Annotated in this window: 12 protein-coding genes and 1 pseudogene; 5 read left to right on the top strand and 8 right to left on the bottom strand. The window is 63.7% G+C overall.

The window, feature by feature from the left end; translation table 11 throughout:
• Positions 1-89 precede the first annotated feature (89 nt).
• Positions 90-542 (bottom strand): peptidylprolyl isomerase, encoded by a 453-nt coding sequence (locus WA070_RS04660; RefSeq protein ID WP_422632986.1) that lies wholly within the window; start codon positions 540-542, stop codon positions 90-92.
• Between the two features lie 168 nt (positions 543-710).
• On the opposite strand from WA070_RS04660, the gene mgtE reads away from it, so the two are divergent.
• Complete coding sequence (gene mgtE / locus WA070_RS04655) at positions 711-2,144, top strand: magnesium transporter (RefSeq protein ID WP_422632985.1); 1,434 nt, start codon at positions 711-713, stop codon at positions 2,142-2,144.
• Between the two features lie 31 nt (positions 2,145-2,175).
• Positions 2,176-2,574 carry a DUF1489 family protein gene (locus WA070_RS04650; RefSeq protein ID WP_422633064.1) on the top strand — a complete coding sequence of 133 codons (399 nt, stop codon included), beginning with the start codon at positions 2,176-2,178 and terminating at the stop codon, positions 2,572-2,574.
• Positions 2,575-2,634: 60 nt separating this feature from the next.
• On the opposite strand, the pseudogene WA070_RS04645 reads toward WA070_RS04650, so the two are convergent.
• Together WA070_RS04645 and ppc are read right to left on the bottom strand one after the other, a co-directional pair.
• Positions 2,635-2,933: pseudogene (locus WA070_RS04645) on the bottom strand (GIY-YIG nuclease family protein).
• A 74-nt stretch (positions 2,934-3,007) separates the two neighbouring features.
• Entirely contained in the window at positions 3,008-5,710 is a 2,703-nt protein-coding gene (gene ppc / locus WA070_RS04640) for a phosphoenolpyruvate carboxylase (RefSeq protein WP_422632984.1), read from the bottom strand.
• Positions 5,711-5,821: 111 nt separating this feature from the next.
• Here ppc and WA070_RS04635 point away from each other — a divergent pair, with 111 nt between their 5' ends.
• Both WA070_RS04635 and WA070_RS04630 read left to right on the top strand, forming a co-directional pair.
• A complete protein-coding gene (locus tag WA070_RS04635) occupies positions 5,822-7,270 on the top strand; it encodes a helicase HerA domain-containing protein (RefSeq protein ID WP_422632983.1) in 1,449 nt (482 codons plus the stop codon).
• Positions 7,270-7,734: a low molecular weight protein-tyrosine-phosphatase gene (locus tag WA070_RS04630; protein WP_422632982.1), complete on the top strand. Its 465-nt coding sequence runs from the start codon at positions 7,270-7,272 to the stop codon at positions 7,732-7,734. Before WA070_RS04635 ends, WA070_RS04630 begins: the two co-directional genes overlap by 1 nt.
• A gap of 84 nt (positions 7,735-7,818) precedes the next feature.
• Here the strand turns inward: WA070_RS04630 and WA070_RS04625 are convergent, their stop codons facing one another.
• From WA070_RS04625 to rpmF, 4 genes are all read right to left on the bottom strand, one after another.
• Positions 7,819-8,115, bottom strand: coding sequence for an integration host factor subunit alpha (locus WA070_RS04625; protein ID WP_422632981.1), 297 nt, complete (start codon positions 8,113-8,115; stop codon positions 7,819-7,821).
• Positions 8,116-8,213: 98 nt separating this feature from the next.
• A complete protein-coding gene (locus WA070_RS04620; protein ID WP_422632980.1) occupies positions 8,214-9,182 on the bottom strand; it encodes a beta-ketoacyl-ACP synthase III in 969 nt (322 codons plus the stop codon).
• The gene (plsX, locus tag WA070_RS04615; RefSeq protein WP_422633063.1) at positions 9,179-10,204 is read right to left on the bottom strand and encodes a phosphate acyltransferase PlsX; all 1,026 of its coding nucleotides are present in this window, start codon (positions 10,202-10,204) and stop codon (positions 9,179-9,181) included. Before plsX ends, WA070_RS04620 begins: the two co-directional genes overlap by 4 nt.
• A 69-nt stretch (positions 10,205-10,273) precedes the next feature.
• Complete coding sequence (gene rpmF, locus WA070_RS04610; protein ID WP_422632979.1) at positions 10,274-10,453, bottom strand: 50S ribosomal protein L32; 180 nt, start codon at positions 10,451-10,453, stop codon at positions 10,274-10,276.
• Between the two features lie 204 nt (positions 10,454-10,657).
• Between rpmF and WA070_RS04605 the strand changes: the two genes are divergently transcribed.
• Complete coding sequence (locus tag WA070_RS04605) at positions 10,658-11,089, top strand: MAPEG family protein (protein WP_422633062.1); 432 nt, start codon at positions 10,658-10,660, stop codon at positions 11,087-11,089.
• A gap of 9 nt (positions 11,090-11,098) precedes the next feature.
• On the opposite strand, the gene WA070_RS04600 is transcribed toward WA070_RS04605, so the two are convergent.
• On the bottom strand, positions 11,099-11,755 hold the full coding sequence (locus tag WA070_RS04600; RefSeq protein WP_422632978.1) for an MBL fold metallo-hydrolase: 657 nt from the start codon (positions 11,753-11,755) through the stop codon (positions 11,099-11,101).
• Positions 11,756-11,784 lie beyond the last annotated feature (29 nt).

Genomic DNA, 11,784 nt, shown 5'->3' with positions numbered 1-11,784 from the left:
AGCCAGACGGAGGGGTGTCACCGTTTAGCTAGGGTGACACCCCTCCACTACTTCGTGGTCCCCCTCCCCTTTTCAGGGGAGGATGAAGGTCAGGAAACGGTCGCGGTGACGATCTTGCCGGGCGTCTTGGGCGGCTCGCCCTTTGGCAGGGCGTCGACATGTTCCATGCCCGACGTCACTTCGCCCCAGACGGTATACTGACCGTCGAGGAAGGTCGCATCGTCAAAGCAGATGAAGAACTGGCTGTTGGCGCTGTTCGGGTTGGACGAACGGGCCATCGAGCAGACGCCGCGCACATGCTTTTCACGGCTGAATTCCGCCTTGATGTCGGGCTGCTTGGACCCGCCCATGCCAGTGCCGGTCGGATCACCGCCCTGCGCCATGAAGCCGGGGATGACGCGGTGGAACACGACGCCGTCGTAAAAGCCTTCCTTGGCAAGGCTGGTGATGCGTTCGACATGGCCGGGTGCCAGGTCGGGACGCAGCTTGATGACGACATCGCCGCCGCTGTCGAGGGAAAGGGTAAGCGTTTCTTCGGCCATAGGGCATCCTCCATGGAGTAGGGGTTGATGCCCCCATATAGGGGCTTGGGATCGGGATGGAAGTTTCTTGTGGCCAAGCGGTGCGGCAGCGCCATCGCCCCATTGCAATTCCATGGTGCATGAGCGAAAGCAGCGCAATGTTACAGGAACCGGACAGTAGGGCGCGCCATGAGCGATCGCGGCGAATTTGCCGAACCCCTGACGCACGGGGCCGACACTGAAGGAACGCCTATCGACCCGGTTGACGCCAGCCGGGACGAAGACGATCGGCTGAAACCTGAATTCCTGTCCGCCGTGCTCGACGCGGTGGAAGATGGCAACCGCGATCGTGCGCGCGAGTTGGTATCGCCGCTGCATCCTGCCGACATTGCCGACCTTCTGGAACTGACCCCGGCCGACCGTCGTGGCGCCGTCGCCGCTGCGCTGGGCGATCTGGTCGGCGCGGAAGTGCTCTCGGAACTCAACGATTATGTCCGCGACGACCTGATCGGCGATCTGGCGCCGCAGCAGGTCGCGGAGTTCGCCGCCGAACTCGACACCGACGACGCCGTCGCGATGATCGAGGATATGGAGCAGGCCGACCAGCAGGCCGTGCTCGACGCGCTCGACCCGGAAGATCGCGCCGCGATCGAAAGCGCGCTGTCCTACCCGGAAGAATCCGCCGGTCGTCTGATGCAGCGCGATCTGGTCGCGGTGCCCGAACATATGACCGTGGGCCAGGTCATCGACTATCTGCGCGACAATGACGATCTGACCCGCGATTTCTGGGAAATCTATGTCGTCGATGCGCTGCACCGGCCGATCGGTTATTGCCAGTTGAGCTGGATACTGACCTGCCCGCGCGCGATTGCCATGGCCGACCTGATGAAGCGGGAACAGACGCTGATCCCGGTCGACATGGACCAAGAAGAAGTCGCGCTGCGTTTCCAGAAATATGCGCTGATTTCCGCCGCCGTGGTGGATTCGAGCGGGCGGCTGGTCGGCATGATTACCGTCGATGACGTCGTCCACATCATTTCCGAGGAAGCGGGCGAAGATATCCTGCGCCTGTCGGGTGCAGGCGAAGGCGACATCAACGAACCGATCATGATGACGGTGCGCGCGCGGCTGATCTGGCTGGTCGTCAATCTGGGGACGGCAATGTTCGCCGCGTCGGTCGTGGGCCTGTTTGAAGGCACGATCGAAAAATTCGCCGTGCTGGCCGCGTTGATGGGCATCGTGTCCGGCATGGGCGGCAATGCAGGGACGCAGACGCTGGCCGTGGTGGTCCGCGCGCTGGCCACCAACCAGTTGACCAGTTCCAACACCGCACGCATGATCGGCCGGGAATTCCGCATCGCTGCAACCAACGGCGTGACGCTTGGCACGCTGATCGGCATCGGTTCCTATATCATCTACGGGCGGCTCGACCTGTCGCTGGTATTTGGAACGGCGATCCTGACGAACAATATGGTCGCGGGTCTGGCGGGTGTGCTGGTGCCGGTGACGCTGGACCGGCATGATATCGACCCGGCTGTGTCGTCGGCGGTATTCGTGACGATGATGACCGACTCACTGGGCTTCCTGAGTTTTCTGGGACTGGCGACGCTGTTCCTGCGTTGAACGGCGTGGGCGCGATGCCCACATGGCGATGATGCCGCTGCACATGACCAAGATCGCGTTTCGAAGCGAAAGCCCGGCCACCCTGCGCGCCTGGCTGGAAAGCCATGATGGCGAGGCACGGTTGACGACGCGCTACCTGCCCAAGCGGGTGGAGGAAATGGCGGGCGGCTCGCTTTACTGGATTCACGCGCATATGATCGTGGGGCGCAGTCCGATCATCGGTTTTGCCGAAACCGGACAGGGGCGACACTGGATCAGGCTGGAACCGCGCCTGATCCCGGTGCGGGCGGCGCCAAAGCGCGCGCATCAGGGATGGCGCTATCTGAGCGAAAAGGACGCGCCGCCCGATCTGGGCGCGGGCGAAGCGGACGATATGGACGCGATGCCGGTGGCGATGCTGGGGGAATTGACGAAGCTGGGGTTGGTGTGAAGGGAGGCATAAAGCACCTCCTTCTGTCACCCCGGACTTGATCCGGGGTCCCGCTATTTTTCACACCAGCAGTGCGGACAAGTCATTCCAGTCAGGATTGCCTCTTTCTATAAGGTCGAATTTCCACTGTCGTCGCCAGCGCTTGACTCGTTTTTCATGGCTTATGCACGCCGAAATATCAGCGCCATGTTCTGCCCAGACAAGCCGGTTCAGCCCATATCGCTGGCAAAGTCCGAACCATTCCCTGACCGATGTTGGCGAACACGCAAGGCGAGATGGGAGGTCACACCGACGTACATGGTGCCACGATACCGATCGGCCATGATGTAAACCCACCCGCCCTGTCGCTCCTGATCCATTGTAGCAGAATGACGACCAGCGGGACCCCGGATCAAGTCCGGGGTGACGTGGTTAGAGTGGCCGTGGAGTCACTTTATCCGCTATTCCTCAACGCCGTCGCGATGGCGTTGATCGACAGTTCGATGCCTTCCTTGATGCGCGGATCGTCTTCGCCTGCGCGATGGCGTTTGAGGAGTTCGACCTGAAGCAGGTTGAGCGGTTCGATATAGGGCAGACGTAGCCGGATGGAGGTTTCCAGCGTCGGGCTGCGTTCGAGCAGGCGGGATTGGCCGGTGACGGACAGCAGGCCGTCATGCGCCTGCCCCCAGCCTTCACGAATACGGCCGAACAGGGATTGCGCCAGTGCCTGATCGTCCACCAGCGGCAGATATTGGGCGGCGATGCCCAGGTCGGATTTGGCCAGCACCATTTCGAGATTGGCGAGCGCGGATTTGAGGAAAGGCCAGCTTTGCGCCATGTCGGCCAGCAACGCCTTGTCCTCGAACGCGCTCAGCGCATGGCCCACGCCATACCAGCCGGGCAGCATGACGCGCGCCTGCGCCCAGCTGAACACCCATGGGATGGCGCGCAAATCCTCGATCGCCGTGCTTTTGGTGCGGCTGGCGGGGCGGGAGCCGATCTTGAGGCCGGAAATTTCCTGAATCGGGGTGAGCTGGCGGAAGAAATCCTTGAACCCTTCGGTGCCATAGACGAGGTCGCGATAGGCGGTGAAGGCGCTGTGCGACAGGCTGTCCATCGCCGTCGTGAAGCGGGCGCTGTCCCGTTCCGACAGAATTTCCGGTTCCAGACTGGCGAGCAGCGTCGCGCTGGTCATTGACTCCAGATTGGTCATCGCAACGTCGCGCGAACCGAATTTCGCGGCGATCATTTCACCCTGTTCGGTGATGCGGATGCGCCCCTGCACCGTGCCGTGTGGCTGCGCCTGAATGGCGGCGAAGGCGGAGCCGCCACCTCGCCCGACCGCGCCGCCCCGGCCATGGAACAACTGCATCGCCGCGCCTGCATCGGCGAAGACGGGGGCAAGCGCCTGGCTGGCCTTGTAGAGGCTCCAGGTCGAAGTGATGTAGCCGCCATCCTTGTTGCTGTCCGAATAGCCGATCATCACTTCCTGATGGCCCCGCGCCTGCACGATGCCCGCAATTTCTGGCAGGCCGAAATAAGCGGTCATGATCGCGGGGGCGGATTCCAGATCGGCGATGGTTTCGAACAAAGGGATCGACATGATCGCGGCCTGGGGTGGGCCGCCATCTTCGCCTGCGCGCCACAGGCCCGCTTCCTTGAGCAGGATGTTGACCTCCAGCATGTCGGACACGCTTTCGGCTTTGGAAATGATATAATGGGTGATGCATTGCGGCCCGTAGGTGCGATGCGCCTGTGCGGCGGCATGGACAATCGCCAGTTCGGACGCTGTTTCTTCGGAATAGTCGGAAAAGCGTGAACCAAGCGGGCGGTTGCTGGCCAGTTCCTTGCGCAGCAGGGCGATGCGGGCATATTCGTCCAGCGCGGCATAATCGGCTTCGACGCCGGCGACTTTCAGCAATTCGGCGACGACGCGTTCATGCACGTCGCTATTTTGCCGCATGTCGAGCGTGGCGAGGTGGAAGCCGAACGTTTCCACCGCGCGGATCAGGCGACCGAGCGCGCCGCCGGACGCCAGCGCGCCATCGCCTTCGCTCGCCAGCCCCTGCGCCACGATGACGAGGTCGCGGCGGAAATCATGCGGCGTGGCATAGGCTTCGCCCTTGAGCGACGACGGACGGGCAGGCTCGCCCCCGGTCAGCGCGGTGCAGGTGGCGGCGAGTCGGGCGTAGATGCCGGAAATCGCGCGGCGATAGGGTTCGTCCTGCCGACTGGGCGATGCGTCGCCGCTGGCCTCCGCCAGATCGAGAACGGCCTGGGGCACATGGGCAAGTTCGGTCGAGAGGGAGAGTTCCGCGCCCAGCGCATGCAATGCTTCGAGATAATAGGCCAGCGCTGCCTGACAGCCGCGCTTTAGCGCATGTTCCAACTGGGGCGCCTGAACGAAGGGATTGCCGTCGCGGTCCCCGCCGATCCACGACCCCACGCGCAGGAAACTGGGCGGGCGGGCCTCCAGCACCCGTTCCCAGCGCGCATAGAGAGCAGGCAGGACAGGCAGGAAAGTGTCGCGGAAATAGGCGAGGACATTGTCGATCTCGTCCGCGACGAACAGTTTTTCGCGGCGCAGCGGGCGGGTCTGCCACAGCAGGGCGATCTGGCGGAAGATCGCTTCGTCCAGATTTTCGCCATCGTCGGTTTCGACCCTGCCCGCATCCTTGAGCAGCATCAGGTCGGCGATGCGATTCTTGTGATCGATCATGCTCTTGCGCCGCACCTCGGTCGGGTGGGCGGTCAGGACAGGTACGATCAGGCTGTGGGACAGCATATCGAGCACAGCCTCACGCGTGACGCCGTGCGAATCGAGGCGCGCCAGGACGGAGGCGACGTCCGCCCCCGGTTCCGCCGCGACGCCCTGCCGATCTTCCGCCAGATTGGCGAGCATCGAAAACAGCATGAAGCCGCGCACGAAGGACAGCGTGTCGTCCAGACTGAGCGCATCGAGGCCCGGATCGGTAACGTCCGCGCCCTGAATCCCGCGCGCGCGATCGACCGAAGCGGAGCGGATATATTCCGTCTGCTTGTAGAGCTTTTCCCCGCCATAGGCGCGGATGACATCCCCCAGCAGCCGCCCCAGATAGCGGATGTCTGGATTTTGCGTGATCGCGGGGGTGGAGGGGGAGGATGTCAGCGTGGCCATATGCGGATGCTGCATCGCAACAGAGGATGGGTCAAGGAAATCCACCGCCCCACCGTTCACGCCATCCAAAGCGGCTTGCGCCCATGCCACCGGGTAGGCCAAAGGACGCAGGTGACCGCCAGCATCAGCATAGGAACCGACAGCAACGGCAATGCCGTGCTGCTCGACGTCGAGGAACTGCTCGCCACGCGCCTGCTTGTTCAGGGCAATAGCGGGTCGGGCAAATCGCATCTGCTGCGCCGACTGCTGGAGGAAAGCGCGCCGATGGTGCAGCAGGTGGTGATCGACCCGGAGGGCGACTTCGTTACGCTGGCGGATCGATATGGCCATGTCGTGATCGACGCGGGCGACTATGACGAGCGGGAGATCGTGCGGATGGCGGCGCGGATTCGCGAACATCGCGCATCCGTGGTGCTCAGTCTGGAAAGTCTGGAGCTGGAAGCGCAGATGAAATGCGCGGCGAGCTTCCTGTCCACCCTGTTCGATGCGCCCCGCGACCATTGGTATCCCGCGCTGGTGGTGGTGGACGAAGCGCAGATGTTCGCGCCGGTGTCGGCAGGCGATGTGTCGGACGAAGCGCGGCGGCTGAGCTTGGCCGCGATGACCAACCTGATGTGCCGGGGCCGCAAGCGCGGCCTCGCTGGCGTGATCGCGACGCAGCGGCTGGCGAAGCTGGCCAAGAATGTCGCCGCTGAAGCGTCCAACTTCCTGATGGGGCGCACGTTTCTGGACATCGACATGGCGCGCGCGGCTGACCTGTTGGGCATGGAGCGGCGGCAGGCGGAGCAGATTCGCGATCTGGAGCGCGGGCGTTTTCTGGCGCTTGGCCCGGCGATCTGCCGCCGTCCGGTGGCGGTGAAGATCGGCGCGGTGCAGACCAGCACGCGCGGCGGCACGCACAAGCTGATGGCGCCACCGACGACACGGGGCGAGGATTTGCAGGACCTGCTGTTTGCGCGGGCTGACGACGATGCAGCGCCGGTTGCCGCGCCACGCGCCGATCCCCCGCCCCGCCCGGTCGATGAGATCATCCGGGCGCTGGCCGATTCGCCCTCCGCCCGGCCCGCTGCGCCGGAACTGGACTTCGGCCAGAACGAGCCGGTGGTGATCGCAGTGCTGGATGAGATCGTCGCCGATCTGGGCGATGCGACCCCCAGTGTGGCGAACCTGTATCAGGACTTTGGCGTGCGGTGCCGGATGAAGGGTTTGAAGCAGCCGCCGCTCGACCTGCCCGCTTTTCGCAAGCGCTTTGCCATGGCGCAGGCTGGGATGGCGGATGCCGACGATCCGCGCTGGGCCGATGCGATGAAGGCGGCCGCGCCGCTGCCGGAGGATATGCTGGCCCCCTTCCTGCTGATCGCGCGTGCCGCGATGCAGGGGCAGCCATGCCCCGACGATGCTTTGTTGGCACGGGCCTATGGCACCAGTTCGCCGGGCCGGGTGCGGCGGTTGATAGACTATATGGAAAAGCTGGGCGTCGTGGTCGCGCGTACCGATTTTTCGGGCAAGCGGTCCATCGGCGTGCCGGGACTCGGCCTGTCGACGGCGGCGGCGGATTGATGCGCGACGCGCCGTCGGTCCTGTTCATATGCCTGGGCAATATCTGCCGGTCGCCGCTGGCCGAAGCTGCATTGCGGGCGGAAGCTGCGAAGGCAGGCGCGGCGTTTCATGTCGATTCGGCGGGGACGGGCGACTGGCATGTCGATTGCCCGCCCGACCCGCGCGCGCAGGCAGTGGCTCTGATGCATGGGATCGACACTAGCGGCTATCGCGGGCGGCAGGTGACGGTGGATGATTTTACGCGCTTTACCCATATCTTTGCGCTCGACGCGGCCAATCTGCGCGACTTGCGGCGCATCCGACCTGCTAACGCGACGGCGACGCTTGGGCTGTTGATGGATGTGGTGCCAGGACGCGAGGGCAGCGATGTCGCCGATCCCTATTATGGCGATGATGCCGGGTTTGCCGTGACATGGGATGACGTGAGCCAGGCAGCGCGGGAGATTGTGGCGCGATTGGCTTAGCAGGCGCGAGCCTGTGGCTCGCTTGCCCTCATCCAACTTCGGCTAGCCGTCTTCGCCCGTTTGCGGGAGAAGAATTGCGGCCGATCAGTGCCCCGCGATCCGTTCGCGCATGGTCTGACTGGCGCGGAAGGTGAGAACGCGACGGGGTTCGATCGGGACTTCGACGCCGGTCTTGGGGTTGCGGCCCATACGCTGCGTCTTGTCGCGCAGGACGAAGGTGCCGAAGCTGGAAATCTTGACGTTTTCACCGCGTTCAAGCGCAGCGGACATATGATCGAGGATCGATTCGATCAGCGCAGCAGCCTCGGCCCGCGACAGGCCGACATGCCGGTTGACGCTTTCAGCGAGGTCGGCGCGCGTTAAAGTGTCATTTCCGGTCATCAGCAGCCCCCGATTTTATCCGCAAACCGTCGCGATGGACGATGCAGACGGAATGTGTCGGATTTTCAGGCTTTTGGCAAGATTGACCGCAATATGGATCAAACCCGCAGAACGCACGCGCCCCAGGTGAAGCCGCCACCCATCGCTTCCAGCACGACAAGGTCGCCTGTCTTGATGCGGCCATCACGCATGGCCAGGTCCAACGCCAGCGGCACGGATGCGGCGGACGTATTGGCATGCTGATCGACGGTCACCACCACGCGTTCGGGCGACAGTTTCAGCTTGCGGGCTGTGGCGTCCAGGATGCGGGCATTGGCCTGATGCGGGACCAGCCAGTCGATGTCGGCGGAAGACAGGCCCGCCATCGCCATGACTTCGTTCAGCACGGAGGCAAGGTTGGTGACCGCGTGCCGGAACACTTCCTGCCCCTTCATGCGCAGCTTGCCCACGGTCTGCGTGGTCGAAGGACCGCCATCGACATAGAGAAGCTGGTTATGGCGACCGTCGGCATGCAGCTTGGCGGCCAATATGCCGCGCGTGCCGTCCGTAGTTTCGTCCGCACCCAGCACAACCGCGCCTGCGCCATCGCCGAACAGCACGCAGGTTGCCCGATCGTCCCAGTCGAGGATACGACTGAATGTTTCCGCGCCGATCACCAGCGCGCGGTTGGCTGCGCCGGACCGGATCATGCTGTCGGCGACGGTGACGGCGTAGAGGAAGCCCGAACAGACCGCCGCCACGTCGAAGGCGACGCAGTCGGCGATGCCGAGCGCTGCCTGCACTTTGGTGGCGCTGGCGGGGAAGGTCTGGTCAGGGGTGGCGGTAGCCAGGATGATGAGATCGATGTCCTGCGCCGTAACGCCAGCCGCCTCGATCGCGCGACGTGCGGCGTCGGTGGCGAGGCTGGCGGTGGTTTCGCCTTCACCCGCGATATAGCGGTTGCGGATGCCGGTCCGCTCGACGATCCATTCGTCGCTGGTATCGACGGTCTGCGCGAGTTCGGCATTGCTGACGGCACGCACCGGCAGGGCCGAGCCTGTACCCAGAAGAATGGCACGACGGATCACTTGGCGGGCTGCTCCAATCTGGACGCGGCGGCGGACAGTTGCGCAATCCCGGCCATGTCAGCGGCGATCCGGCGGGTAATATCTTCCTCCAGCAGGCGCGCGGCAACGTGGACCGCATTGGCCACGCCCTTTTCATCCGCGCTGCCATGGCTTTTTACGACCACGCCGTTGAGGCCAAGGAAAACCGCGCCATTGTGATTATTGGGGTCGAGATGATGTTTGAGCAGGTGCATCGCGGGCCTGGAGATCAGGAAGCCGATCTTGGACCGGATCGAACTGGTAAACGCCTTGCGCAGCACGTCGGTCACGAAGCGGGCGGTGCCTTCCGCCGTTTTGAGCGCGACATTGCCGGAAAAGCCGTCGCATACGATGACGTCCGTGTCGCCCTTGCCGATCTTGTCGCCCTCGGTAAAACCTTCGAACCGCAGCGGCAGGGTATCAGCAGCGCGCAGCAGGGCAGCGGCATCACGAATTTCTTCGGTGCCTTTCAGCTCTTCGGTGCCGATGTTGAGCAGCCGCACGCGAGGCCGGTCGAGGTCGAAGGCGATGCGGGCATAAGCGGCGCCCATGACCGCGAACTGGACGAGGTTGCGGGCGTCACATTCGGTGTTGGCGCCCAGGTCGAGCATGATGACGTCATTGTCGCCGAGCGTCGGCAGCATCGCCGCCAATGCGGGGCGATCGACACCCGGCATCGTGCGCAAGGCGACCTTTGCCATCGCCATCAGCGCACCAGTATTGCCAGCGGACACCGCAGCGCCCGCCTGGCCCAATTTGACGGCCGCGATGGCCATGCTCATCGAGCTGTTTTTCTTGCGGATCGCCACGCTGGGCTTGTCCGACGCGTCCACGACCGTATCGGCATGGACGACTTCCGACGCCGCCCGCAGATGCGGATGGTGGTCGAGCGCCGCTTTGATGCGCGTTTCATCGCCGAAGAGGGTGAAAAGCAGCCCTTCATGACGGCGACGGGCGAGCGCCACACCCGCCATCATCACGCGCACGCCTTCATCCCCGCCCATCGCGTCGATTGCGATTCGCGGTTGGCTGGACACTTTTATGTTACCCCTTCGCGGAGAAACGGAAAATCGTTACGCCCCGACGGCGACGATTTCACGGCCATTATAATGACCGCAGGCGTCGCACAGATTGTGGGGACGCTTCAGTTCGCCGCAGTTGGAGCATTCCTGAAATGCTGCAACGGTCAGCGAATCGTGGCTGCGACGCATGCCGCGCTTCGAGGGAGAAGTTTTCCTTTTGGGGACAGCCATGTCGGCACCTTATTCCGTAAATTATCTGGTTGTGCGAGCGCCGGTTTCCGATGGAGACGCAGACGCCACAGGCGCCGCAGACCCATGCGGCCCGGTGTTCGCGAAGCCCTGCGCCTATAGCGCTTTTTGTTCGGGGCGCAAGTCCTTCCTTGCCCTGCGAACCGGACGGCCTAGGGTGCGGCAGATCGAATGAAAGGGATTTTCATGCTGTTGCCGATCACGCTGACCTTTGCCGCTGCCTGCGCATTGCTGAACCTGTGGATCGCGACTCGCTGCGCGCGCATCCGTATTTCGGACAAGGTGATGCATGGCGATGATGGCAACAGGCTGTTGGCACGACGGATGCGGGCGCATGCCAATTTCATCGAATATACGCCGATCGTCCTTATTCTGTTTACGCTGGTTGAAATGGCGGTCGGCGCGTCGCTGTGGCTTTGGATCGCGGCGCTGGTCTATGTCGTGGCGCGGGTCGCCCATGCGTTCGGCATGGACGCCGACCAGCCTACGGCATGGCGCGCGGGTGGCGCGCTGCTGACATGGGCCGTCATGGCCGGGTTGAGCATCGCAGCGCTGACGATCGCTTACACCGCCACGCGTGCTATGCCCGTGCCACCGGCGCTGGCAGCGCAGGTCTGACCCCTGCCCCTACCCCAGCACCGAATCGGCGACATAGGGGTTGGTGCGGCGTTCATAGGCGAAATTGCTCATCGCGCCATGGCCGGGGACAAAGGCGGTGTCGCCACCCAGCGGCCATAGCTTGCCAGTGATCGCATCGATCAAATCCTGATGATTGCCGCGCGGAAAGTCGGTGCGGCCGATCGACCCCTGAAACAGGACGTCGCCCACGATCGCCAGCTTGCTGGGTGCGTGGTGGAACACGACATGGCCGGGCGTATGGCCGGGACAGTGGATGACGTCGAAGGTCAAATCTCCGACCGTGACCTGATCCCCATCGACCAGCCAGCGGTCGGGTTCGAACACTTCGCCCGGCACACCCCAGCGCGCGCCGTCGGCGGGCAGCCGGTCGATCCAGAAGCGGTCATCCTCATGCGGCCCCTCGATCGGGACGCCCAATTCCTTGGCCAGCACACCCGCTTGCCCGCAATGGTCGATATGGCCATGCGTGACGAGCAGCTTTTCAATGGTCACACCATGCTGCTGCGCGGCCTGCCTGAGCACGGGCAGGTCGCCGCCGGGATCGACAAATGCGCCGCGCATCGTGCGGGTACACCAGAGCAGCGTGCAATTCTGCTGGAGCGGCGTGACGGGGATCAGCGTGGCTTTGAGCGGGGGCGTGGTCATGCCCCCGATGTGGCGAAAGCGCCTGCGCG

The organism is Sphingobium sp. (assembly GCF_049304695.1).
In the GTDB taxonomy this organism is placed as follows: domain Bacteria; phylum Pseudomonadota; class Alphaproteobacteria; order Sphingomonadales; family Sphingomonadaceae; genus Sphingobium.
Note: the sequence above shows the minus strand (reverse complement) of the source record. Positions and strands in the feature narration are given on the sequence as shown.

Excerpts from the sequence above, each read along its gene's own strand:
- WA070_RS04660 (WP_422632986.1), bottom strand. The coding sequence starts at position 542 with ATGGCCGAAGAAACGCTTACCCTTTCCCTCGACAGCGGCGGCGATGTC.
- mgtE (WP_422632985.1), top strand. The coding sequence starts at position 711 with ATGAGCGATCGCGGCGAATTTGCCGAACCCCTGACGCACGGGGCCGAC.
- WA070_RS04650 (WP_422633064.1), top strand. The coding sequence starts at position 2,176 with ATGCCGCTGCACATGACCAAGATCGCGTTTCGAAGCGAAAGCCCGGCC.
- ppc (WP_422632984.1), bottom strand. The coding sequence starts at position 5,710 with ATGGCCACGCTGACATCCTCCCCCTCCACCCCCGCGATCACGCAAAAT.
- WA070_RS04630 (WP_422632982.1), top strand. The coding sequence starts at position 7,270 with ATGCGCGACGCGCCGTCGGTCCTGTTCATATGCCTGGGCAATATCTGC.
- WA070_RS04625 (WP_422632981.1), bottom strand. The coding sequence starts at position 8,115 with ATGACCGGAAATGACACTTTAACGCGCGCCGACCTCGCTGAAAGCGTC.
- plsX (WP_422633063.1), bottom strand. The coding sequence starts at position 10,204 with ATGGGCGGGGATGAAGGCGTGCGCGTGATGATGGCGGGTGTGGCGCTC.
- rpmF (WP_422632979.1), bottom strand. The coding sequence starts at position 10,453 with ATGGCTGTCCCCAAAAGGAAAACTTCTCCCTCGAAGCGCGGCATGCGT.
- WA070_RS04605 (WP_422633062.1), top strand. The coding sequence starts at position 10,658 with ATGCTGTTGCCGATCACGCTGACCTTTGCCGCTGCCTGCGCATTGCTG.
- WA070_RS04600 (WP_422632978.1), bottom strand. The coding sequence starts at position 11,755 with ATGACCACGCCCCCGCTCAAAGCCACGCTGATCCCCGTCACGCCGCTC.